The sequence below is a fragment of the Nonomuraea sp. NEAU-A123 genome (assembly GCF_018603905.1).
Lineage (GTDB): Bacteria > Actinomycetota > Actinomycetes > Streptosporangiales > Streptosporangiaceae > Nonomuraea.
In genome coordinates this window covers 315,075-337,781 of the sequence record NZ_JAHFZZ010000005.1, presented here as the reverse complement: position 1 = coordinate 337,781, position 22,707 = coordinate 315,075, and the positions used below count along the sequence as shown (strand labels likewise).

At 72.1% G+C, this 22,707-nt stretch carries 26 protein-coding genes; 15 read left to right on the top strand and 11 right to left on the bottom strand.

Annotation, left to right across the window (positions count from 1 at the left end; genetic code table 11):
• Positions 1-16: 16 nt before the first annotated feature.
• Positions 17-727, bottom strand: a complete 711-nt coding sequence (locus tag KLK06_RS17320; protein ID WP_214636493.1) for a GAF and ANTAR domain-containing protein — start codon at positions 725-727, stop codon at positions 17-19.
• A 262-nt stretch (positions 728-989) separates the two neighbouring features.
• Between KLK06_RS17320 and KLK06_RS17315 the strand changes: the two genes are divergently transcribed.
• The 4 genes from KLK06_RS17315 to KLK06_RS17300 all read left to right on the top strand — a co-directional run bounded on the left by KLK06_RS17315 (position 990) and on the right by KLK06_RS17300 (position 3,711).
• Entirely contained in the window at positions 990-1,577 is a 588-nt protein-coding gene (locus KLK06_RS17315) for a helix-turn-helix domain-containing protein (protein WP_214636492.1), read from the top strand.
• Positions 1,578-1,597: 20 nt separating this feature from the next.
• Positions 1,598-1,813: a hypothetical protein gene (locus tag KLK06_RS17310; RefSeq protein ID WP_214636491.1), complete on the top strand. Its 216-nt coding sequence runs from the start codon at positions 1,598-1,600 to the stop codon at positions 1,811-1,813.
• A 56-nt stretch (positions 1,814-1,869) separates the two neighbouring features.
• The gene (locus KLK06_RS17305; RefSeq protein WP_214636846.1) at positions 1,870-2,709 is read left to right on the top strand and encodes a TetR/AcrR family transcriptional regulator; all 840 of its coding nucleotides are present in this window, start codon (positions 1,870-1,872) and stop codon (positions 2,707-2,709) included.
• A 201-nt stretch (positions 2,710-2,910) separates the two neighbouring features.
• Entirely contained in the window at positions 2,911-3,711 is an 801-nt protein-coding gene (locus tag KLK06_RS17300; protein ID WP_214636490.1) for an aminoglycoside phosphotransferase family protein, read from the top strand.
• A gap of 64 nt (positions 3,712-3,775) precedes the next feature.
• On the opposite strand, the gene KLK06_RS17295 is transcribed toward KLK06_RS17300, so the two are convergent.
• Positions 3,776-4,942 (bottom strand): MFS transporter, encoded by a 1,167-nt coding sequence (locus KLK06_RS17295; protein WP_214636489.1) that lies wholly within the window; start codon positions 4,940-4,942, stop codon positions 3,776-3,778.
• Positions 4,943-4,986: 44 nt separating this feature from the next.
• Here KLK06_RS17295 and KLK06_RS17290 point away from each other — a divergent pair, with 44 nt between their 5' ends.
• Positions 4,987-6,060 (top strand): ROK family transcriptional regulator, encoded by a 1,074-nt coding sequence (locus KLK06_RS17290; protein WP_214636488.1) that lies wholly within the window; start codon positions 4,987-4,989, stop codon positions 6,058-6,060.
• 4 nt (positions 6,061-6,064) lie between these two features.
• Here the strand turns inward: KLK06_RS17290 and KLK06_RS17285 are convergent, their stop codons facing one another.
• On the bottom strand, positions 6,065-6,712 hold the full coding sequence (locus KLK06_RS17285; protein WP_214636487.1) for a TetR family transcriptional regulator: 648 nt from the start codon (positions 6,710-6,712) through the stop codon (positions 6,065-6,067).
• Between the two features lie 86 nt (positions 6,713-6,798).
• Here KLK06_RS17285 and KLK06_RS17280 point away from each other — a divergent pair, with 86 nt between their 5' ends.
• Complete coding sequence (locus tag KLK06_RS17280) at positions 6,799-8,280, top strand: FAD-dependent monooxygenase (RefSeq protein ID WP_214636486.1); 1,482 nt, start codon at positions 6,799-6,801, stop codon at positions 8,278-8,280.
• Between the two features lie 312 nt (positions 8,281-8,592).
• Here the strand turns inward: KLK06_RS17280 and KLK06_RS17275 are convergent, their stop codons facing one another.
• The 5 genes from KLK06_RS17275 to KLK06_RS17255 all read right to left on the bottom strand — a co-directional run bounded on the left by KLK06_RS17275 (position 8,593) and on the right by KLK06_RS17255 (position 13,658).
• The gene (locus KLK06_RS17275) at positions 8,593-9,324 is read right to left on the bottom strand and encodes an SRPBCC domain-containing protein (protein WP_214636485.1); all 732 of its coding nucleotides are present in this window, start codon (positions 9,322-9,324) and stop codon (positions 8,593-8,595) included.
• Between the two features lies 1 nt (position 9,325).
• A complete protein-coding gene (locus tag KLK06_RS17270; protein ID WP_214636484.1) occupies positions 9,326-9,910 on the bottom strand; it encodes a helix-turn-helix domain-containing protein in 585 nt (194 codons plus the stop codon).
• Positions 9,911-9,960: 50 nt separating this feature from the next.
• Positions 9,961-11,109 carry an alpha/beta fold hydrolase gene (locus KLK06_RS17265; RefSeq protein WP_214636483.1) on the bottom strand — a complete coding sequence of 383 codons (1,149 nt, stop codon included), beginning with the start codon at positions 11,107-11,109 and terminating at the stop codon, positions 9,961-9,963.
• Positions 11,110-11,192: 83 nt separating this feature from the next.
• Positions 11,193-12,107, bottom strand: a complete 915-nt coding sequence (locus KLK06_RS17260; protein WP_214636482.1) for a LysR family transcriptional regulator — start codon at positions 12,105-12,107, stop codon at positions 11,193-11,195.
• A gap of 66 nt (positions 12,108-12,173) precedes the next feature.
• Positions 12,174-13,658, bottom strand: a complete 1,485-nt coding sequence (locus KLK06_RS17255; RefSeq protein WP_214636481.1) for an FAD-dependent monooxygenase — start codon at positions 13,656-13,658, stop codon at positions 12,174-12,176.
• Between the two features lie 72 nt (positions 13,659-13,730).
• Between KLK06_RS17255 and KLK06_RS61465 the strand changes: the two genes are divergently transcribed.
• From KLK06_RS61465 to KLK06_RS17215, 8 genes are all read left to right on the top strand, one after another.
• A complete protein-coding gene (locus KLK06_RS61465; RefSeq protein ID WP_214636480.1) occupies positions 13,731-14,489 on the top strand; it encodes a TetR/AcrR family transcriptional regulator in 759 nt (252 codons plus the stop codon).
• A gap of 42 nt (positions 14,490-14,531) precedes the next feature.
• Entirely contained in the window at positions 14,532-15,659 is a 1,128-nt protein-coding gene (locus tag KLK06_RS17245) for a winged helix DNA-binding domain-containing protein (protein WP_214636479.1), read from the top strand.
• Between the two features lie 39 nt (positions 15,660-15,698).
• Positions 15,699-15,929 carry a hypothetical protein gene (locus KLK06_RS17240; protein WP_214636478.1) on the top strand — a complete coding sequence of 77 codons (231 nt, stop codon included), beginning with the start codon at positions 15,699-15,701 and terminating at the stop codon, positions 15,927-15,929.
• Positions 15,930-15,931: 2 nt separating this feature from the next.
• Positions 15,932-16,414 carry a Clp protease N-terminal domain-containing protein gene (locus KLK06_RS17235; protein ID WP_214636477.1) on the top strand — a complete coding sequence of 161 codons (483 nt, stop codon included), beginning with the start codon at positions 15,932-15,934 and terminating at the stop codon, positions 16,412-16,414.
• 96 nt (positions 16,415-16,510) lie between these two features.
• A complete protein-coding gene (locus KLK06_RS17230) occupies positions 16,511-17,314 on the top strand; it encodes a hypothetical protein (RefSeq protein ID WP_214636476.1) in 804 nt (267 codons plus the stop codon).
• A complete protein-coding gene (locus tag KLK06_RS17225; protein WP_214636475.1) occupies positions 17,311-17,904 on the top strand; it encodes an MBL fold metallo-hydrolase in 594 nt (197 codons plus the stop codon). The genes KLK06_RS17230 and KLK06_RS17225 overlap by 4 nt, the downstream gene beginning before the upstream one ends.
• Positions 17,905-18,004: 100 nt before the next feature.
• On the top strand, positions 18,005-18,925 hold the full coding sequence (locus tag KLK06_RS17220) for a 2-dehydropantoate 2-reductase N-terminal domain-containing protein (RefSeq protein ID WP_214636474.1): 921 nt from the start codon (positions 18,005-18,007) through the stop codon (positions 18,923-18,925).
• Positions 18,922-19,260 (top strand): helix-turn-helix transcriptional regulator, encoded by a 339-nt coding sequence (locus KLK06_RS17215; protein WP_214636473.1) that lies wholly within the window; start codon positions 18,922-18,924, stop codon positions 19,258-19,260. Before KLK06_RS17220 ends, KLK06_RS17215 begins: the two co-directional genes overlap by 4 nt.
• On the opposite strand, the gene KLK06_RS17210 is transcribed toward KLK06_RS17215, so the two are convergent.
• Both KLK06_RS17210 and KLK06_RS17205 read right to left on the bottom strand, forming a co-directional pair.
• Positions 19,188-20,180: a LysR family transcriptional regulator gene (locus KLK06_RS17210; RefSeq protein ID WP_214636472.1), complete on the bottom strand. Its 993-nt coding sequence runs from the start codon at positions 20,178-20,180 to the stop codon at positions 19,188-19,190. The two genes, KLK06_RS17215 and KLK06_RS17210, sit on opposite strands and share 73 nt — an antisense overlap.
• Positions 20,177-20,890: a hypothetical protein gene (locus KLK06_RS17205; RefSeq protein WP_214636471.1), complete on the bottom strand. Its 714-nt coding sequence runs from the start codon at positions 20,888-20,890 to the stop codon at positions 20,177-20,179. Before KLK06_RS17205 ends, KLK06_RS17210 begins: the two co-directional genes overlap by 4 nt.
• Before the next feature lie 117 nt (positions 20,891-21,007).
• On the opposite strand from KLK06_RS17205, the gene KLK06_RS17200 reads away from it, so the two are divergent.
• The gene (locus KLK06_RS17200; protein ID WP_214636470.1) at positions 21,008-21,613 is read left to right on the top strand and encodes a PepSY domain-containing protein; all 606 of its coding nucleotides are present in this window, start codon (positions 21,008-21,010) and stop codon (positions 21,611-21,613) included.
• A 56-nt stretch (positions 21,614-21,669) separates the two neighbouring features.
• Here the strand turns inward: KLK06_RS17200 and add are convergent, their stop codons facing one another.
• Positions 21,670-22,644: an adenosine deaminase gene (gene add, locus KLK06_RS17195; RefSeq protein WP_308168299.1), complete on the bottom strand. Its 975-nt coding sequence runs from the start codon at positions 22,642-22,644 to the stop codon at positions 21,670-21,672.
• Positions 22,645-22,707 lie beyond the last annotated feature (63 nt).

Here is a 22,707-nt window from a genome sequence, read left to right as displayed (position 1 = left end):
ATCGTCGCCTCCCGTACTAACCGTGAGGCGCGATCCACAGGACCCCGTCGGTCACCTCCTGGGCGACGTCCAGGAGCTTGCGGTTGCGGGCGCGGGCGTGCTCGCGCAGCACGCCGAAGGCGTCCTCGATGCCGACGCCCAGGCGCTCGGCCAGCATGCCTTTCGCCTGCTCGATGAGGACGCGGCTGTCCAGGGCGTTCTGGAGCTGCTCGGCCACGAGCTCCTGCCGGCGTACGGTCCGCTGCTGGAGGATGCCGATGGCGGCCACCTCCGTCATCGCCTGGCCGAGCTCGGCGAGCGCGGGGTCCAGGTCTCCCGTGGTGGCGCGGAACAGGCTCATCGCACCGAGCCGCTGGTCGCGCAGGCGGATCGGCAGTGTGTGGACCGCGGCGTACCCGGCGGCGCGGGCGGCGGGCGCCCACCGGGGCCAGCCTCCGCTCTCCCCGGTCATGTCGCGGCAGAACACCGGCCAGGCGCCGTGGTAGCAGTCCAGCCCCGGCCCTTCCGCGTAACGGAGCTGCAGGAGCTGGAGCTCGTGCGCCACGTCGTCCGAGGCGGCCGCCAGCTCGGCTCCGGGCCGGTCGAGCAGAAGCACTCCGGCGGCGGTGACCTGGAGCAGTTCCGCGCCGTGCCGGGCCAGTGCGCGCAGGTGGTCCTTGAGATCGAAGCCGGGGCGCAGCGTGTCCGCGAGCTCGAGGAAAGCGCGGCGGACTCGTCGCTCATCCATCCTGGTCCTCTCCTCGTCTGAAGACGTGGAACAGGGAGCCACCAGGGTCTGGAGCGGCGTTCGGTCTCAACTTCGCGGCTCAGTTTAGTGTTGCCTATCCTTCCTGCCACCACCCCGGGGAAGAATCCTTCCCCGGCCCGCCTCCCGGCCGAGAACACCGAGGTCCGCGCCTTCCTCCGGGTGCGATCTTGTGCACCAAACGGCAAGCCGAGATGCGCAACTTTATTTGCGCAAATTTTCTTTCGCTTCTATGGTGGGGGGCATGGCCCAGCATGAGACCCGCCGCATCAGCGATCTCGACGAGCTCAAGGCGTTCACGCACCCGCTGCGCCTGAAGCTCTACCGAGCCGTCCTCGTGGCCGGCACGGCGACCGCCTCCCAGTTGGCCGACCAGGTCGACGAAGCCGTCTCCCTGATCAGCTATCACCTGCGCAAGCTGGCCGCGCTCGGCCTCATCGAGGAGGCCGAGCCGCAGAGCGGCGACGGCAGGGAGCGCTGGTGGCAGGTCGTCTCCCAGCACCTCAGCGTCAAAGCCCAGGGCCCGGACGACCCCCCGGAGGTCGTCGCCGCCCGCACCGCCCTGACCCGCGTGGCCTACCGGGTGCAGGGCGAGCTGTACGAGCGCTTCCTCGACGAGGAGCCCGCCTGGCCGGCGGAGTGGCGCAGCGCGGCGTTCAACTCCGAACACATGACCTCGCTCACCACCGAGGAGCTGCGACAGCTCGGCCAGGAGATCAACGCGGTCGTCGAGCGGTGGTGGGCGCACGGCAGGGCCGCACAGCAGGCGGGCGACACCGAAGGCCGCGAGCAGGTCGCCCTGCAGTTCTACGGATTCCCGTTCCGCGCTTGAGACTTCCAGGAGGTCGGCACATGCACCCCGACATGCACCTCTACACCGAACGACACAGAGCCGCCGAATTACGAGCCGAGGTCACCAGGTGGCGCCTGCACCGAGACTGCCGGCGAGGGCTCCCGCCCCGGTGGGCGGCCGGTGTGACGGCGCTCGGCTGGACGCTGGTGTCAGCCGGCCTGCGCCTGATCAGCCTGCCCCAACGGCCACCCACGCACCGTTCCGCACTCCGGTGATCACCGCTGATAGCCTTATGGCGTAAGGAATTACCCCGTCCGTGAGGAGTCGTCAGGTGGTGGTCTTCGCCGGCCAGGGAGACGCGCGCCGCTCGATGGGCCTGCTGTGGCGCGCGACGGCGCCGGAGGAGCCCCGTACCGGTCCCGGCCCCAAACCGGGGCTGAGCGTGGACATGATCGTGGACGCCGCGATCGCGGTCGCCGACGAGCAGGGCATGGCGGCCCTGTCCATGCGCGCGGTGGGCGAGCGCCTCGGCCGCACGGCGATGGCCCTCTACACGTACGTGCCCAGCAAGAGCGAACTGATCGACCTGATGTACGACCACGCCCTGGCCGAGCTGCCCACCGGCTACGACCTGGAAGGCGGCTGGCGGGCGGCCGTGACGTCGTGGGCCGGGGACGTCTGGGCGTTCTACGTCCGCCACCCATGGGTGTTGCAGGTGTCGCAGGCCCGGCCGGTGCTGGGGCCCAACGAGTTCGCGATGCTGGAGACGCTGGTGGGCCTGCTCCGCGCCACCGGGCTGCGCGGCGGCCGGCTCCGGGGCATCGTCTCGCTGCTGACCGACTTCATCCGGGGCGCGGCCAGGACGGTCGCGGAGTCACATCAGGCGCCGGCGGTGACCGGCGTGTCCGACGAGGAGTGGTGGCACGCCCGATCGGCGCTGCTCGAAGAGGTCGCCCCCGGCTTCGCCGAACGCTTCCCGATGGTCGTCTGGATCGAGACCGACGACCCGCCCCCGCCTCCGCCTCCCCGCTCCAGCCAGGCCACGACCTATCTGGAGGACAAGGCGAGACCGGCCTTCGCGGCTGGGCTCACCGTCGTGCTCGACGGGATCGAGACGGCCATCGACCGCGCGGGCGTCACCCCGGCAGGCCGCGAACCACTCCTGCCGTAGCGGCGGAAAATGCGTTGAACGGCCTCCCCCTCCGTGGCAGCGTCGGCCGGGACGGTTCCCGCGATTCATCAGGAGGTGTGGCACATGGCCACCAAGGTCCTCGGCGAGGTCTCGGCTCACACTTCGACGCGAGAGGTCGCCTGACGCGTACCGGGCTCCTCGCGTTGGAGTGATCTTCCATCACGATCACGAGGAGCAAGAGTGTCTTCCCCATCATCCTTCGAGCCCCTGCTGGGGGCCGAGGGCAATCCCACGCCGGTGGTCCGGCACGGCGACGTCGTGCTGCGCCCGGCCGGGCCGTGGACGGACAGCGTTCACGCGCTGCTGCTGCATCTGGAGAACGTGGGCTTCACCGGAAGCCCGCAGCTCGTCGGCGACGGTTACGACGAGGAGGGACGTGACGCCGTCACCTACATCGACGGCGACTTCGTCCACCCGCACGCCTGGTCCGACGAGGGCGTGTGGCAGGCGGGCCGCCTGCTGCGCGAGCTCCACGACGCGACGGCCGGATTCCGGCCGCCGCCGGACGCGGTGTGGCAGCCGTGGCCGTTCGAGAGTTCCGGGTCCGATGCGATCATCAGCCATCGCGACACGGGACCGTGGCACACCGTGGCCCGCGACGGCCTGCCGGTCGCGTACATCGACTGGACCAGCGCCGGTCCGATCAACCGGCTGGACGACGTGGCGGGTGCCGCGTGGTGGAACGCCCAGTTGCACGACGACGACGTCGCCGAACGGCAGCACCTGCCCGGCGCGGAGGCACGCGCGGGTCAGCTGCGCCGCTTCCTCGACGGTTACGGGCTGCCCGCCGCCGAACGCGACGGCTTCGTCACGCGGATGATCGAGTTCGCGATCCGTGACTGCGCGTCCGTGGCGGTCAGGTCGCGGATCACGCCCGAGTCCAGGGACCCGGGCCCGCTGTGGGCCCTGGCCTGGCAGGCACGGGCGGCGGCCTGGATGCTGCGCCACCGGCCACTCCTGGAGAACGCCCTCGCGGCGTAGCCGGAACAACGGTGGCTGCCGTCTTCGGACGGCAGCCACCCACGCGGCTGGTCAGGGCTTTCGGTTACGCCACGACTTCGTACTCCCGGTTCTGCGAAGGGGTGGGCCGGGGACGGAGCACGCCCGCGATGCACCCCATCGCGAGCGTGGCGCACGTGATCAGCCCGAACGCCGTGGGGAACGACGTGACCCCGGCCACCCACCCGGTGACGGCGGGCGCCACGAGGCCGGCCAGATAGGTGATCGTCGCGACCCCCGCCACCCCCTCGCCCGGCGTGCGCCCCGCGTGACCCGCCGCGGCGAAGACCAGCGGCACGATCACCGCGACCCCCACCCCGAGCAGCGCGAACCCCGCGATGCTCAGCCCCGGAGTACGGCCCGCGACCAGCACGACACCGCCCAGCGTGGCCAGCGCCGAACCGGCCCTGACCGTCGCCACCGGCCCGAGCCGCCGCACGATCAGGTCCCCGCTCAGCCTGGTGACCACCATGAAGGCCGCGAAGATCGCGTACGTGGCCGCGCCCACGCCCTCGCTCGCCCCCGTGACCCTCACGGTGTAGACGGCCGCCCACTGCGCGCCGGACAGCTCACTGAAGGTCGCGCAGAGCCCGACCAGCCCGATCGCGAGGATCGCCCGCGACGGCACGGCGAAGCGGCGCGGCTTCGCCGACCCCGGTTCGGACCTCGACTCCGGCAACCCGCGGCTCAGCAGGCCGCCCGCGACCAGCAACACCACCGCCATCCCGGCCAGATGGACACGGGCATCCAGCTCGACCTGGGCGGCCAGGGCGCCGATCCCGGCTCCGGCCAGGTTCCCCACGCTCCACATGCCGTGCAGGCTCGACATGATGGAGCGCCCGAGCCGCCGTTCGACCACCACGCCCTGGGCGTTCATCACGATGTCCGTGGCGCCCGCCGCCGCCCCGAACAGCAGCAGCGCGACGCACAGCCACGGCAGGCCGGGCGCGAGCGCGGGCAGCGCCAGCGCCGCGCACCACGACGCCAGCAGCAGCCGGGTCACCGCGCGCCCGCCATAGCGGTGGGCCAGCCGCCCGGACACCAGTATCCCGGCGAACGCCCCGGCCGACGGGCAGAGCAGCGCCAGTCCGAGCACACGGGGATCGAGCCCGAGATGGTCCTGCACCCAGGGCATCCGGGTCGCCAGGCTGCCGCCCACGGCGCCGTGGACCGCGAAGACGGCGGCAATCGCACGATGATGGGTATCTCTCACGACTGATAAATTAACAGGCAGGGTTCCTGATGAATAGAGGCGGAATGCGGACCGCGACTCCCAGCACGGCCCGGGCGATCAACGACCGCCTGGTCCTCGACTTGCTGCTCGACCGCGGCCCCCTGACCGCTCCGCAGGTCCGCGAGCTGACCGGGCTGTCGCGCCCCACGGTGTCCGACCTGATCGAGCGGCTGCAGGCCGGTGGTCTGATCCAGGTCACCGGCGAGGCGGGCGGCGATCGGCGTGGGCCGAACGCCCGGCTCTACGGGATCGTGGCGGGCCGGGCCCACGTGGCGGGTGTCGACGTGCGGCGTTCCGTCGTCAACGTGACCGTGGCCGACATCACCGGGCGGATCGCGGGCTCGGCCGTGCGCGAGCTGGACGGCGACCTCGACGTGATCATCGCAGACGCGCTGGCGGAGGCGGCCGGGCCGCTGGCCATGCACGCGGTCGTGGTCGGCGCGCCCGGATTGGTGGATCCGCGCACCGGCGACCTGTCACTGGTGAACGACGTGCCCGGCCGGCATCCTGGCCTGCTGGAGGCGATGCGGGCTCGCATCGCGGCGCCGGTCCTCCTGGAGAACGAGGTGAACCTGGCCGCCATCGCCGAGCACCGCGCGGGTTCGGCGGTGGGCCGGGACGACTTCGCGCTGCTCTGGCTGGACGACGGGGTGGGGGCGGCCGTGGTGCTGGGCGGCAGGCTGCGCCGCGGGGTCTCTGGCGGCGCGGGCGAGATCGGCTTCCTCGACACGCGCAGCGGCCTGCTGTGCGACCTGCTCTCCGGCAACGTCGTAGACGGACTGGGGACGGGCGGGCCCGCGACTGGCGGCCCACAGGCGGCTGGGCCGGTCATGGGCGAGCTGGCCGTGCGCGTCGCGGCGGCGGCGTTCCCCATGGTGGCGGTGGTGGACCCCGGCCTGGTGATCCTCGCCGGGCGCACCGGCCGCGCGGGCGGCGAGAAGCTGGCCCTCCAGGTCGCCGACCGCCTCGCCGCCCTCGCCCCGGTGCTCACGGAGGTACGCGTCACCACGGTCGTGGGCAACCCAGTCCTCATGGGCGCCGTCGACACCGCCCTGTCGATGGCCCGCGACGACATCTTCGGCACGCCCAGCGGCTGACGGCTCAAGCCCCGCCCGGTGCGCCCAACCGGCCCAGGCCGTTGGCCAGCAGGGCGTACGCCTGCTCGGCCTCGCTCACCGCGCCCGCGTAGCGCTCGTCCGCTGCCTCGCCGGCCGCCAGCCGCCTGGCGTTGTCCAGCGTCAGCGTCCAGTGGACCGCCACGATCTGGACGGCCGCCAGGCGCGCGGCGAACTCACCGACGCCCGCCGTCTCGTGCAGCGCATCGGTGAGCTCCTGCTCGGCCCCCGCCTGGAAGCGGTACATCCGGGCCACCAGCGCCGGGGTCTCCAGGACCATCCGGTAGAGCGCCACGATCGCGGGCAGGTCATTGAGACCGGTGACCGGGTCACGCCTGGCCAGCCCGTCGAGGTAGTGCACCCGCAGCGCCTCCAGCGGCGCCATGTCCGCCGGCCGGTCCCGGACCACCCGGCCGGCCTCCGCCTCGTGATCGGCGAACCGGTGCACCACGAGGTCTTCCTTGGCCGGGAAATAGGCGAACAACGTGCGCCTGGACACCTCGGCCGCCTCCGCGACCTGGGACACGGACACCTGGTCGAACCCATGCCGCAGGAACAGCTCGATCGCCGCCTCGGAGATCGCCGTGTGCGTCCGCTGCTTCTTGCGCTCGCGCAGGCCGGGCTCGCTGGTCACGCTCGCCACATTACCAGAAATCTGCACTTGGACTTTTTCTGCACTGGGTATACATTCGCACTCAGGCGACGGAAAGAGGAGGGGTCGTGAGGGACACCGAGGTGGTCATCGCGGGGGCCGGGCCGACCGGCCTGATGCTGGCGTACGAGCTGGCGCTGGCCGGGGTCGGCACGCTGGTGCTGGAGCGGCTGCCCGAGCGCATCGAACAGACGAAGGGCGGCACGATCCAGGCCCGTACGGCTGAGCTGCTGGAGCTGCGCGGGCTGCTGGAGCCGCTGCGGAGCCGGGCCATGACACGAGAGCCGGTGGGCGGCCATTTCGCGGCCCTGCCGGTGCCGCTGGACTGCGAGCCGTGGCGTACGCGGCATCCGTACCCGATCGGGGTCCCGCAGTGGGAGATCGAGGCGGTCCTGGAGGAGGCCGCGACCGCCCGCGGCGCGCGGGTCCTGCGCGACGCCGCGGTCACGGCGGTCGAGCAGGACGACGGCGGGGTGATGGTGACCGCCGCCGGGCAGCGGTTCCGGGCCGATTATCTGGTCGGGTGCGACGGTGGCCGCAGCACCGTTCGCAAGCTGCTCGAGCTGCCGTTCCCCGGCAGGGACGGCACGTTCGTGGCGGTGCTGGCCGATGTCCGGCTGTCCGCCACGTCGGCGTCGGTCCCCCAGGGGCTGGGTCACATGAGCGAGCTGATCGGCGAGGGCGGCGGCTACTGGGCCATGCTGGTTCCGATCGGCGGCGAGCGCTACCGGTTCACCTTCGGCAGCGAGGACCAGAGGGGCGACCGCGACGCGCCGGTCACGGAGGAGGAGATCACCACCGCGCTGCGGGCCGTCTACGGCGAGGAGACCGTGCTGCGCGCGGTGGACAACGCCTCGCGCTTCACCGACGCGACCCGGCAACTGGCGGACTACCGGGTGGGCCGCGTGCTGTTCGCGGGCGACGCGGCGCACATCCACCCGCCGTTCGGCGGCCAGGGCCTGAACATCGGCGTGCAGGACGCGATCAACCTCGGCTGGCGGCTGGCCGCGACCGTCCAGGGCCGGGCGCCCGACGGCCTCCTGGACGGCTATCAGGCCGAACGGCATCCGGTGGCCGCCGGAGTCCTGCACCACACGTCCGCGCAGCGGGTGCTGGCCATGCCGCGGCCGAGCGAGGACGTGGTCGCGCTGCGCGACATCTTCACCGATCTGCTGCGGCTGCCGGACGCCAACCGCCACATGGCGGGCCTGATGTCCGGCCTGTCGCTGGGCTACGACCTCGGCGGCGCGCATCCATTGGCCGGGCAGCGGGTGCCGGACGCCGACCTGCTCGTCGGCACGGAGCCGGTCCGTCTGTCGGCGCTGTTCGGGGCGGGGCACGCGGTCCTGCTCGACCTGGCCGGGATCATCCCGGCCGAGCTCCGGCTCCCCTCCCGGGTGGATCTCGTACGGGCCAAGTGCGCGGCCGACCTGGGCGCGGCGGCCCTGCTCCTGCGCCCCGACGGCTACGTATGCTGGGCCGCCGACGACGCCGCCACCTGCGAGCGGACCCTGGCGGCCGCGATCGCCGAACACATAGCCACGCGTTAGGGAAATCCAGCGGCAGTTGCCGGGCGAATACCTGGCGGGCCGTACACCGGCACGGGAAGGCCGGCATGACCGCTGGCGGCGGTTCGTGCCGAGGCTGATCGTGACGGTGTACGCGGTGCCGGCAGCGGCATCCACTCCGGTCGCCGGAAGCCCGGCGACCGGAACGGATGGAGCGCCGCGCGGCCGGGACGACCGGACCCCTGCCGGCCGTCCCGGCCGATCATCTGGCCGCGAAGAACTCCCGCAGCACCAGCGTGTGGGCCACCGCCTTCAGCCGCGACCAGGCGAGCATGAGCCACATCACGATGGGTGTCACTCCGAGAAGACCCGGTCGAGCCAGGCATGCCAGGCCGGTCCCTGGTCGCCGGTGCCGGTGAAGAGGTGGTGCGCGGCGACCATCGAGCCGCCGAGGCCCTGCAGGAAGCGGTAGATCGCGTCCGGGGTCCGCACGCCCAGCGTCTGGGCGTTGGCGAAGTAGACGACGCCTTCGATCGGGGCGAGCCCGGCGGGCGTGAACCGTACGGGATCGCCTGGCTTGGGGTGGTCCGGGATGTCGAGCTCGCCGTAAAGGACCGCCCAGGCGCGCGGCCAGTCGGCGACGTGCGGCCCGAACTCCGTGACGGGCGTCGCGGTCCGGCCGCTGAAGTGCGTCAGGTAGGCGACCAGGGTGGCGAAGAACATCTCCAGACCCCTGGACATGGCCTCGAACTCGGTCTCCCAGTCGTCACCGGGCAGGAAGCCGCTGGTGACCATGCGCAGCGTGGTGCTGCCCTGCTCGCGGCCCTCGACGAGGAACTCGAAGGCGACGAACCGGCCATCCTCGGCCGTCGGGCTGGTGTGCGCAAAACGGGCGGGCGGCTCCGAGGTGGTCACGGTGGATTCGGGGGTGTACTGGCCGAAGGCGGTGCGTACCACGCCATCGGCCACCTGGTTGCGGCCCATGTACCACGAGTCGATGCCCGGGCCGGTCGCGATGGCCGCCCACACCTCCTCGGGACTCGCCCCGACCGTGGCCTCCTGGGGGAGCTCGAAGGACTTACCCACCTCAGCGCTCCTTCAGCGAAGGGTGCACCGCGACGACCAGCCGGTGGTCGCGACCGCCCTCGGCCGTCTCGTCGTGGTACTTGCTCACCAACGCGGTCACGGCGTCGGCCAGCTCCTCGGCGAAAGCCGCGCGGTCGGCCGCCGAGGCGAACCGCACCTCGCCGTCGATCGCGAACGTCGCCACCCGCTTGCGGGCCTCGGTGGCGCCGGTGATCAGCGCCCCGACGTCGCGGACGAGCTGGGCGGCGACGGCGAGCAGCCAGCGGGCCGACAGCCGGTCGGGTGACTTGCCCGGGTCGGGCTGCACCGCGGCCAGCGCGATCGGGGAGATCACGAAGGACGCGGCCGTGGCCTGCATCACCCGCTCGGTGACGTTGCCCTTCTTGCGCTCCTCCACGAGCTCGACCAGCCCGTGCCGCTCGAGCGTGCGCAGATGGTAGTTGACCTTCTGCCGGGCCAGGCCGACCCTGGCCGCCAGCGACGTGGCCGAGCCTGGCTCGACCAGCTCGGCCAGCAGCTTCGACCGCATCGGGTCGAGCGACGCCTCGGCCGCCGCCGGGTCTTCGATCACCGCCACTTCGTACATGGATAAAACGATCGCACCGAAAAAAGTTATTGTCAAGAAAGGGGGACTGCTCAGCAACTGAGCAGGAAGGTGTCCAGGGCGTCGGCGACCAGCTCGGGACGCTCCAGGGTCTGCATGTGCGGGGTTCCGGGCAGTTCCTGGTAAGTAGCGCCCGGGATGCGCCCGGCGAGGGCGGCCATGATCTCCGGCGTCGTGGAGGCGTCGAGCTCTCCCGCGAGCACCAGGACGGGCGCCTCGAACCCGGCGAGCTTGCCCTGCACGTCCAGCCCCTTGAAGGAGCGCCACGCGGCGGCCCAGTCGACCGGGTCGCCGCGCAGCACGCACTCCCGGGCGTAGCGGACTCCCCACTCGTCGGTGGCGAGCGCGGCGGGGGTGAACCAGCGGGTGAGCGACGGCACGATCTGGGCCCGCATGCCGTCGATCTCGGCCGACCGCGCTCTGTCCTCGAACGCCCCGAACGGGAAGTCCGTGGTGGCCAGCAACGACAGCGAGGCGAACCGCTCCGGGCCGGCGATCGCGGCGGCCTGCGCGATCCCACCGCCGTAGGACAAGCCGACGACGTGCGCGCGGTCGAGCCCGAGAGCGTCGAGCACGCCGACGAGGTCCCGGACCGTGTCGGCCATCGTGAACGGTGACGGCGACCCGGCCGCCGCCCCATGGCCCCTGATGTCGTACGCGTACACGCGGCGTCCCGCCGACAGCCGGGTCATGACCGGCTCCCACATCCGCCAGTCCAGGCCGAGCCCGTGGAGCAGGACCACGGGCGGCCCGCTCTCGCCACGCTGGGCGACCACCGTCTCATGATCGGCCAGCCGCACCTTACGCAGCGCGGCCGGGCGCGGGATGCCGACTTCGGCCAAGACCTTGTCCATGACGGTGAGAGCGTTCAGCGCCCGGGGGAAACCCGCGTACAGGGACACGTGCTGGGCCAGGGCCCGCAGTTCCTCGGGCGCGATGCCGTTGTGCAGGGCCGCGCGGGTGTGCGTGGCGAGCTGCGCCTCCGCCCCGCCGATGGCGGCCAGGATCGCGACGGTCGCCGTCTCACGGGCGGCACGGCCCAGCTCGGGGCGGGCGAGCGTCCCGCCGAACGCCCCCTCGACCAGGGCGTCGTACATGTGCGGCGACATCAGCCCTACCTCACGCAGCGTCTCCTCGGGATCCGACCCCATCAAGCCTTGGAACTCCCTGCGACCCCTCATGCCACACCCCTTCTCGGTAGCTTCTTGTGTTCAAAGCCTGCGGGAGCTGCGGTGATATGTCCAAGACATGTTCAGCCTCGTAGTTATATATCGGATATATCACCACCGAGCGCGGCGAGCTCGGGGTGCTCGGCCACGAAGGCGATGAACGCCGCCAGCGCCGCGCCCGGACTGCGGGCCGTCGACCAGGCCAGGGACGGCGTCCAGGACGGTTCGGGGTCGAGCGGGACGATGACCACCGGCATCCCGGGCTCCTCGGCCACCGAACGCGGCAGGACGGCGGCGGCGAGCCCAACGCTCGCCAGCGCGCGGGCCGTGCGATAGTCGCGGGTCTCGAACCTGACCCTCGCCTTGGCGCCCGCCGCCACCAGCGCGGACAGGACGATCTCGCGCACCATCGACCCCGGCGGGTACAGCACCAGGTCGGCCCCGTCCAGCTCCGCCACCGGCAGGCGTTCCCGCCCGGCGAAGGGCGTACCTTCGCCCGTGATGAGCACCAGCGGCTCGGCGCCGAGCGGATGCCAGGCCAGCCGCGTGTCACCGGAGCCGGGCCGGGTGGCCAGGGTCGCGGCGTCGAGCCGGCCCGTGTCCAGATCGTCGAGCATGTCCTGGGTGGTCTCCTCCTTCAGCTCCACCGTGACCGCCGGGTAGGCGGCGGAGAAGGCCGCCAGCACCCGCGCGACCTGGGTGGCCAGCCCTCGGGCGGTGCCCAGCCGGATCCGACCGCGGGTCCCCTCGGCCCAGCCGAGCATCTCCTCCTCCACCGCCGTCAGGTCCGACAGGATGCGGTCGGCGTGCTCCAGCAGCGCGTGACCGGCCGGGGTGATCCGTACGTGGTGCCGGTTCCGCTCGAACAGGGTCAGGCCGAGTTGGCGTTCGAGCTTACGTATCTGCTGGGACAACGCCGGCTGGGCGATGCGCAACGCCTCCGCGGCCCGGGTGAAATGGAGCTCCCGGGCCACGGCCTGGAAATATTCGAGCTGACGAGAGCTGATCATCGCTCGATTGTCCCAGCGCGCCCACGGCTCGTGCGGGACGCCGTCCGGACTTGCGCCCTTAGGGCGTCACGCGGGTGACAGCCACGCGTGGAGGGCCGCAGTCAGGGTGGTGGTGTCGGCCGGGCCGGGGGTGGATGCCCAGGCGACCGTGCCGTCGGGGCGGATGAAGGCGGCCGACAGGTCGTCACGGTCCTCGACGGTGGCTTCGGCGATGTCCAGCGAGCCCCGCCAGGCCGCCGCCGCCTCCGCCACCTCGGGCCGCGAGGCGGCGTGGACGAGCAGCGGCCGGCCGGACGCGGCGAGGTCCGCGAGGGTCCGCCTGGTGCCGGACGACAGTGTGAGCCGCAGGTCGGGGCAGGGGCGGCCGGCCAGGGGGTGGCTGGCGGGGTAGGGGAGGTCGTAGCGGGTGCCGAGCCCGTTCAGCAGCCGCCCGAAGTAGCGGTTGGCCTCCGGCAGGTCGAGCAGGTCCGACACGATGTCGCGCATGGCCGCCGCGTGCGCGCCGGGCCGCAGCAGCGCCGACTGGGCGCGGGTGTTGTGCAGGACGGCGGCGCCCACGGGGTGGCGTTCGGCGGTGTAGGTGTCGAGCAGGCCGTCCGGCGCGCGCCCGGCGACCGTGGCCGCGAGCTTCCAGCCCAGGTTGACCGCGTCCATCAGCCCCAGGTTCAGCCCCTGGCCGCCGTTGGGAGAGTGGACGTGGGCGGCGTCGCCCGCGAGCAGGACCCGGCCGAGCCGGTAGGTGGCCGCCTGGCGGGCGCCGTCGGTGAAGCGCAGCGTGTCGTGGACCGCCGTCACCTCGACCTCGACGCCCGTCACCCTGAGCAGGCTGTCCCGCATCTCCTCCCCGGTCAGCGGCGCGTCGCGGTCCTCGGGGAAGCCGTCGACCTCGACCGTCGCCACCATGCCGGGCGCGCACATCAGCATCCCCGTCGGCTGCCAGCCGGACTCGGGCAGCCGCTCCATCCCGGAGATGTCGCCCCTCAGCCGCCGGACGACACTCGTGGGGGCGGTGCCAGGAAAGTCGAACCGGGCCAGCTTCCGCACCGTCGATCGGCCGCCGTCGCAGCCGGCCACGTACGCGGCGGAGAGGTGCCGCTCCCCCGCCGGGGTTCGCACGGTCACGGTGACGCCGGAGTCGTCCTGGGTCAGGGCCGTCACCTCGTGTTCGCGCCAGATCGGGACGCCGAGCGAGGCCAGGTGCTCGGCGAGGATCCGTTCCAGGTCCGGCTGCCAGATCAGCGCGCCGGCCCGCTCGGGTTCTTCCTGGAGGTCGGGGTCGATCTTGTGGATCTGGGCGAAGTGCCCCTTCTCGCTCCCGTGGTCGCGTGCTTTGTCGGCGAGCCCCTGTTCGTGGAACTTCGCCACGGCCTCCCCCAGCCCGCGGCGGCGCAGCGCCTCGGCGGCCAGCGGCCCGATCCCGCGCGCCTTCGGCTCGCTCGTCGGCTCGGCGAGCCGGTCCAGGACCAGCGGCGTGGCCCCGGCCAGCCGTAATTCGGCGGCGAGCAGCAAACCCACAGGTCCGGCCCCGACCACCACGACATCGGCGTTCATACGCCCTCCAAACAAGACTAGACGGTCTAGTCTCGTACACTAGTCCCTATTCAGAGAGAGTGGGTACAGACCATGGCCGACCACGGCCCGCGACGCTCACCGGCCAAGCGCCGGGCCATCCTCGACGCCGCCATCCAGGTATTCACCGACCTGGGCTACGCCCGTACGAGCGTCGACGCGATCGCCGCGCAGGCGGGAGTCGGCAAACAGACCGTCTACGGCCACTTCGGCGACAAGGAACAGCTCTTCCTCGCCGCCATCCAGGAGGCCAGGTCGGCGGTCGCAGGCGCGCCAGGCCGTAGCGCGTCGGCGGCAGGAGGCCCGGCGACCCGCGGCACGTCGGCGGGCGGCGGCACCGCGGGTCGGGGCACGTCGGCGGGCGGCGTGCCGACCGGTCGTGATGCGTCAGCGGGCGGCGGGCCGGCGGGGCGCGGGGGGACCGCGGGGGCGGGCGTCGTTTTCACGGGTGATCCGCGCGAGGACCTGACCGCGCTCGGTGAGTGGACGCTGGACATCGCGCTGTCGCCGCGGGTGGCGGCGCTGCATCGGCTGACCATCGCGGAGGTGGGCCACCATCCGGAGCTCCAGCGCACCTGGCGGGCGAGCTCCTCGTCGCTGGGCGGCGGCGTGGCGGACTATCTGCGCGAGTGCGACCGCGACGGCAGGCTGCGGGTGCCGGACCCGGCCAGGGCGGCCCGCCAGTTCTCACACCTGGTGGTCAGCGAGGCGCGCGTCGACACGGCGTACGGCATGCTGCCCTTGCCACCCGAACGGCGGCACGCCATCGCCGCCGACGCCGCCGATCTCATCGTCCGCGCCCACCACGTCTAATGCGGAACGAATCCTTCCGCATTGCCGCCTACGGTGAGTCTCATGATGGAAATGTCGTGGTCCCAGGTCAGCGCCAGGCGTTTGGAGCGGCACGGCCTGACCGCCCCCGCCAAGGACGCCACCCCGGCGGACGTCGTGGCCGCCATGTGCGGCGCCCATGCTCAGGTGATGTCGGCGGCCGAGCTGTCGGTCGGCCTCCGCCTCGACGGCGTCACCCGTACCGGCGTGCGCGAGGCGCTGTGGGGTGAGCGCAGCCTGGTCAAGACGCACGGCCCGCGCGGCACCGTCCACCTGCTGCCCGCCCGCGACCTGCCGATGTGGATCGGCGCCCTGTCGTCGCTGCCGTCCTCGTACGCCGCTCACGCCCCGGGCATACGCCTGACCCCCGCCCAGACCGACCAGGTCGTGGAGGCGATCCGCGAGGTGCTGACCGGAGCCACTCTGACGATCGACGAGCTGAGCGACGCGGTCGTCGCCGTCACGGGATCGTGGGCGGGAGACCTCGTCATGCCGGCCTTCCAGACGATGTGGCCGCGCTGGCGACAGGCCATGGCGACGGCGGCGCATCGGGGCGCGTTCGTGTTCGGCCCGGCGAGGGGGCGCAAGGTCACCTATACCGCCCCGCCCGCGGGTTTCCGGCCGGCCGAGGGGTGCGGCGAGCTGGTGGACGCCTATCTGAGGGCGTACGGTCCCGCCACGCCAGAGCAGTTCGCCAAGTGGATCGGCGCGCCGGTCAAGTGGGCGGCCGCGGCCTTCGCGGCGGCCGAGCTCGAGCAGGTGCTGTTCGACGGCATCCCGGCCTGGGTCGCGGCCGGCGACACCGAGGTGCCGGACGAGCCGCCGAGGGGCGTGCGGCTGCTGCCGTACTTCGATGCCTATGTCGTGGCCGGGCGGCCGCGCGAACTGCTGTACCCGGGCGCGGCCGCCGCGCGGGCACTGGCCGGCGGCCAGGCGGGCAACTTCCCGGTGCTGCTCGTGGACGGGCAGGTGGCGGGCGTATGGCACCAGCGGCGGTCCGGCCGCCGGCTGGCCGTCACGGTGGAGACATTGCGCGAGCTCACCCCCGCCCAGCTCCGCGAACTCGACGAGCAGGTGGCGCTCGCCGGACAGATCCTGGAGGGCGAGCCGCGGCTGACGCTCGGCCCGATCACCGTGGGCGGCCACGCCTGACGTTGACCACCGCGGGATTAGTCAACTAAGGTTGCTAGCGTGCCCGCTGCTGAGATCCTCGTTTCCCAAGAACCCGCCGATCGGCTGGCGGCCGTGGCGGCGTTGCGGCGCCTGGCCGACCAGTTGGAGGACGACGCCGTCGAGCAGGCGATGCGCGCGGGCTGGAGCTGGCCGCAGGTCGCCGAGGCGCTCGGCGTGACGCGCCAGGCCGTTCACAAGAAGCACGCCAAGCGGCTCATCGCCGCCGGCGTCACCCTGAGGAGGCGCTGACGATGGCCGCCATCGACCACTACATCAACACGATCATCGACCAGGGCGGACACGAGGCCCAACAGGACGGCTCGACGAGCGTCGAGGCGCACCACCTCCTGCTGGCGATCGCCGCCGAGCGGGAGACCGGCACCTATCAGGTCCTGACCTCGGTCGGGCTCGATCACCAAGCGATCCGCGACGCGCTGGACAAGGAGTTCGAGCACAGCCTGGGCGCGGCGGGAGTGTCTCTCGCCACCTTCGCCCTGCCGCGGCCGAGCAGCGCCGCCGAACGGCCCACCCAGATGGGGGCATCGGCCAAGCTCGCGCTCGAACGGGGCTTCGCGTCCGTCTCCCGCAAGAAGGACCTGCGGCCGGCGCACCTGCTGCTCGGGATCGTCCGGGCCCAGCTCGGCACCGTGCCGCGCGCGCTCGCCCTGGCCGGCGTCGACCAGGCGGACCTGATGGTACGCATCCTGGATACGCTCCCGGACAACGACGAGTGATCCGCGCTCCGAAGAGGACCAGAACCGAGATCACCCCGTGACGCCGCGACGGCAGGATTTCCTGTCGCACCTATCGGTTTTCAACGGGAGGATCTCGTGAAGCGTCTCGCAGTCGCCGCCGCCCTGGCGGCAGCCGCCGTCTTATCCACCGGAGGCGGCCACGCCCAGGCCGCCTCCGCCACCGCCACCGACCCGGTCAAGAGCATGAAGAAGCAGTTCGTGGTCGGGCGTGGCGTGCTGGTCTCCGAGACGGCCAGGAGCACCGTCAGCGGAGCCAAAGGCGTCGCCGTGGCCAGGACCACCGGCACGATCGGCTTCGTCAAGTCCGGGACGGCGAACCACGACCTCACCACGAGGTGGAAGCCCCACCCCGGCATGGCCCAGCCCGTGGGCACGGCTCCCACCCGAGCGATCAAGGTGGGCCGCTTCACGTACGTGTCCGGCTTCGAATGGAAGGAAATGCCGGCCGGGGCGAAGTGGGTCCGTTTCGGCAAGGACAACAGCTGGTGGGGCAACGTGGGCGAGCGAGGCGATCAGCTCGTCGACGTCTTCAACCCGGCCATACTCAAGAAGCTGCTGGCCAAGGCCACCATCGCGAGGCCGGGTGAATACCGGGGCATCCTGACCGCCAGGGATCTGTACGGGGAATACAGCTTCGCCGATGTGGACAAGGTCTCTTTCAGGCTCTTCGTCAACCGGGACCAGTTGCCCGTCCGCCTCATCACTGAGCATCGGGAGAAGGACACCATCCCCGACAAGGACCACAAGCTGGTGAAGCGCACCGTGCACACCATCGTGGACACCCGCTACACCGGCTGGGGCACGAAGGTGAAGATCGTGGCGCCACCGGCGGACGAAGCCGTCGACTACGCTGACCTGCCAGGACCGTTCGACCAGTGAAGATCACGAAATACACCCACGCATGCGTACGGCTGGAGCACGAGGGCCGGGTCCTGGTCATCGACCCCGGCACCTGGAGCGAGCCGGCCGCGCTGACCGGCGCGGACGCGGTGCTGGTCACGCACGAGCACTCCGACCACGCCGACGTGCTGCGGCTGCTCGGGGCCGGGATCGAGGTGTACGCGCCGGCCGGGGCCGAGCTGGCGTTGCCGTACACCGCCGTGCGGGTCGACGAGGAGTTCGCGGTGGCCGGGTTCCGGGTGCGGGCGTACGGCGGCCGGCATGCGACCATCTACGGCGGCCTGCCTGACTGCGCGAACCTCGGCTATCTCGTGGCGGGCGCGGTCTACCACCCCGGCGACTCCCTGCACGTGCCGGACGAGCCGGTGGAGACCCTGCTGGTTCCGCTGCAGGGGTCGTGGCTGAAGACCGCGGAGATGATCGACTTCGTCCGCGCGGTCGCCCCCGAGCGGGCTTTCGGCATACACGACGCGCAGATCAACGAGCGCGGCCTGGCCAGTGCGAACGGCTGGCTCAGCGAGGAGACCGAGCACGGCTACCGCTGGCTGGCCCCGCTGGAGAGCGCGTGACCGCGCCGTCCTGAACGTCGGCGCTCGGTAGAGCTTCTGGCCGCACTCTGAGATACTCTATCCATCGAAATATTTAAATATTCCTAGGGAGGGAGTTAGAGTGAAGGTGCTGGTGGTGGGCGCGGGAGCACTTGGGCAGGTCTTCGGGATGTGGCTGGCGGCCGGCGGTGCCCAGGTCAGCTACCTGGTCAAGCCCGGCAGAGAGCACTGGGCGGACGGGGACGGCGCGCTGCTGTACCGGCTGCGCCGGCGAGGACGGCCCGTCGAGCGGCGACTGACGCCGCACCAGGTGGTCACTGAGCCGGTGGCCGGAGAGTGGGACATGGTGTGGCTGTGCGTGGACTCCACCGCGCTGCCCGGCTCCTGGACGGGAGAGCTGCACGCCGCGACCGGCGGCGCGACCGTGGTCACCATCAGCCAAGCGCCGCAGGACCACGCGGTCCTCACCCGGACCTGGCCGGGGGAGCAGATCGTCCAGGTGATGCCGACGCTTCTCGCCTACCAGGCGCCGATGCCCGGGCAGGTATGCGAGCCCGGCATCGCCTACTGGGCGCCGCCCGGGGCGGTGCTCGGTGTCTTCGGGGCGGAACCGCGCGCCCGGCAGGTGATCGCCGCGCTCCGGGCGGGCGGCGCGCGCGCCAGACGCACCCGGCGGGCGGGGGCGAGTGACATCACCGCCGCCCGGATGATGCCGTACATCGCCACGCTGGAGAACGCGGGCTGGTCGATCGCGGCCACCCGGTACGCGCGCGCGGCACAGGCGAGCCGTGAGGCCGTCGCGATCGCCGCGGCCGGGCACGGCAGGCGGGCCCCGCTCGTCATCCCGGCCTGGGCCGTGTTCTCGGCCCTGCGCGCGCTGCCGCTGCTCGTGCCCTTCGACCTGCCGCTCTACCTCGAGACGCACTTCACCAAGGTGAGCGCGCAGACGCGCCTGATGCTGGACGGCTGGATCGCCGAAGGCGCGGCCCGTGGCCTCCCCGTCACCCACCTCACGGAGCTGCGTGCCGAGGTGTCCGCATGACCGGCCATGCCGCCGCGCAGGACGTCCTGGCGCTGTTCGCCACGACGCGGCCGCTGTTCACCGCGCTGGGCGACGAACGCAGGCAGGAGATCATCGTGTTCCTGCTCGAATCCGGCGCTGCGCGCAGCGTCGGCGACATCGCCGACCACCTGGGCCTGTCCCAGCCCGCCGTGTCGCACCATCTGAAGATCCTGCGTGACGCGGGGCTGCTCACCGTGCGCCGCAACGGCGCCCAACGCCTGTACGCGCTCAACGCGGCCGACTATCCGCGCCTGCTGACCCCGCTGCGCGATCTGACCTCTTCGATCATCGCCTGCGCCACGGCCCCGGTTTGACCCTGCGCCAGGGGCCGCCCTGATCGCCGTGCTGGACCGGCCGTCTCACCTGGGCACCCGCCACTCTCCCGCACGGCCAGTTCGGCGAAGGCGGTAGCGGCAGGCAGCGGCTCGCCCTCGGCCGGGACCCCCAGCAGGATCGTCCGCAGTTCCTCTGGTTCGAGCGGTACGACGCACACCCCGGTGTGCTCCGTGGGCAGGGACAGTTCCGGCATGACGGAGACGCCCAGGTGCTCCGCGACCAGGGCGAGGATGCTGTTGGTGTCGCGTACCTCGTAGTGGCAGCGCAGCCGGACGCCGGCCCGCCGCGCCAGCTCGGTGATGAGCGGCTCGCACCCGCCCGTCGACATGATGAAGGGATAGCGGGACAGCTCGGCGATGGTGGTGGCGGCCCGGACGCCCAGCGGATGGCCGGCCGGCAGGACGGCGAGCAGCCGGTCGCGGGCGAGTGGGACGGTGACCAGGTCGGGCGCCTCGGCCGTCACGGTGCCGACGTCGACCGCCCCGGTCCGCAGCCATTCGGCGACCTCGGCGTCGGACCCCTCGATCACGGTGAGCCGCACCCGCTCGTGCGCGGCTTCGAACGCCCGCAGGATTCGAGGGAGCAGCCGGGCGTTCGCGCTGGGGATCACGCCGACCCGCAGCCGCGCCATCACCGAACCGCGCGCGGCGGCGGCCTCCTGGTGGAGTGCTTCGAGCTGCGTCAGGATGAGGTCCGCCCGGCTGCTCACGGTACGGCCCGCGGCGGTCAGGGTGACCCCGCCGCTGCCCCTGACGAACAGGACCAGCCCCAGCTCCCGCTCCAGGCTGCCCAGGGCGTGGCTCACGGCGGACTGGGTGGTGCCGAGCTCCTCGGCGGCGCGCGTCATGTTCCCGGTCCTGGCGACGGCGCGCAGCACCCGAAGCTGGCCGAACGTCATGCCCGGCGCCTGGCCCGCAGAGCCGCCCGCAGCAGCCCGGTGACCAGCGGATGCGGCTGTTGCGGCGTCGATCGGGCCTGCGGCACGAACAGGGTCGCCACGTAGAAGGGATGCCCGGGAAGCTCCAGCACGCGCGCCTCCTCCTCGCCGTCGACGCCTGTCACCCGCAGCCCTCCGTCGTGCAGGGTTCGCCGGTGGCCGGGGTTGAGGCCGAAGTCGCAGTAGTACCGCTCCTCGACCTCCGTGACACCGTACAACTCCGCCGCCCGCGACCCCGGCGTGAGGCTGACGGGCATGGTCTTCCCGGCGAGTGAGCAGGTCAGCGCGGAGACGAACAGTTGTGACGCGTACGGGTCGTACTCGGCGTGCTGGGCGTCCTCGAAGCCGAGCACGTGGCGGGCGTACTCGATCACCATGTGCTGGAAGCCGCCGCAGGTCCCCAGCGTCGGCACGCCGTGCTCGCGGCCGTGACGCAGGGCGGCGAGGGCCCCGGCCAGGCTGCGGTACGGGCTGCCGGGCGCGCACCACAACGCGTCGGCGGCGCGTACGGCCGACAGGTCCCGTTCCAGCGGCTCGGTCGCCAGCCACGGGATCTCGATCTCGATCCCCAGCCGTGTCGCGGCGTGCGCCAGCGCGTCGTTGGTGGCCGTGTGCGGGGCGAATGTCCGGTCGAAGTCGCCGACGACGGCGACGAGCAGGGCAGGAGCCATGCCGCCCACTATCGGGCGCGGCGGACCCGAGCGCCAATGCCGGACCGCGCGGCGGGCATGAGCGGACGCTCATGTCGTTCGCACCGTTCGAGCTGCGGAAATGATAAGTGTCGCCACATGAATAAAACGATCATCGGGGGCGGTCTGGTGGGTGCGGCGCTGCTCGCGGCGGCCGCCTGCGGGGCCGACGCCCGTCAGATGTCCGGGCAGGGCGCCGATACTCCCACGCCGTACGTCGCCGCCACCGCGTCACCCTTGGACCCGGAAGCCGGCTCGCAGCAGCGCTCGGGGATGAAGAAGCTGGAGGAGGTGGGGCAGGCCGCGTTGAAGGCCGTGCCCGGCTCGACGCTCGTCTCGATGGAGAGCGAGGAGAACGGCAGCCTGTGGGAGGTGCGGGTGGTCGACGCCAAAGGCACCGAACACCAGATGGACATCAAGTCCGACCCCGCGAAGGTCGTCAGCGGCCCGTCGGCGCAGGACGACGACTCCGACGACCAGGCCGAGTACCTCGGCCAGATCAAGGCCACCAAGCTCGACTACCAGCAGGCCGCGGACAAGATCGCCAAGGCCGTGCCGGGCGGCCGCATCACCGAGCTGAACCTGGACAGCCACCGGGACAAGATCGTCTGGGAGGTGGACGTGGTCACGTCCGACGGGAACAAGCAGAACATGATGGTCGACGCCACCGACGGCACGGTCACCAAGGACAGCGAAAGGGACTGATCGGGGACCGCGAGCGCTGGCCGCACCCCCGACGGTCAGCGCGCCGCAGGCCGCGGTCAGCGATTCGCGGCACCCACCGCGCCCGCCAGCCAGGCGTCCACCCCCGCCCGCATCCCCACCTTGAGCTCCTCCTCGGCGAACGACGCGTCGATCGAGGCCCGGGCGAACCCGGCCAGCTCCGCGTCGCCATACCCGAAGACCTCCCGCGCCCGCGCGTACTCCTCCGCGAGGTCGGTCTCGCCGTCGGTGTTGAGCGTGACCGCCAGCCCCGCCTCGCGCAGCCGCCGCAGCGGATGCTCGGCCAGGCTGGGCACGACACCGAGCAGGACGTTCGAGGTGGGACAGACCTCCAGCGGAACCCCGCGCTCACCCATCTCGGCGACCAGCGCGTCGTCCTCCAGAACACGGACGCCGTGCCCGATCCGCTCGGCGTGCCCGGCCACGAGCGCATCCCGGATGCTCTCCGGCCCGCCGAACTCCCCCGCATGGTGCACCAAGTGCACCCCGGCGTCCCTGGCCGCGTCGAGCACCTCCGCGAACGGCGCCAACGGGTGGCTCTCGTCACCGGCCAGCCCGATGCCGATGACCGCCTCGTAACGGGTGGCGAGCTTCAGCGTCTGCCAGAACCGTTCGACGGAACGCCGCCGCGAGTGGTCCAGCAGCACCCGGCACTCGATCCCGTAGCGGCGCGACCCCTCGGCCAGCCCGTCGAGCACCGCCTCCAGCGGCATCTCCGGCGCGCCGAGCCGCTCGCCGTGCGAGGCCGCGGTGAACGACACCTCCGCATAGCGGGTGCCCTGAGCCGCCTCGTCCTCGCAGAACTCCAGCGCCACCCGCCGGAAGTGCTCGGCCGTGCGCAGCCGCCCGCGCGTCAGCGCCCGATGATCGGCGAACTCGCGGAACGTGGCGAACGGCCCGCCCCGGCCCCCGGGGCCACCGAACTCGCGCGAGGTCTCGGGCCGGACCGTGCTCTCCAGGTGAACGTGCAGGTGGGCTTTGGGCAGCAGCCGTACGTCTCTCACTGTCAGCACCCTAGCCACCAGCCAGGACGGCCCGCACCCCGATTTTACCATTGACTGACTGGTCAGTCATAA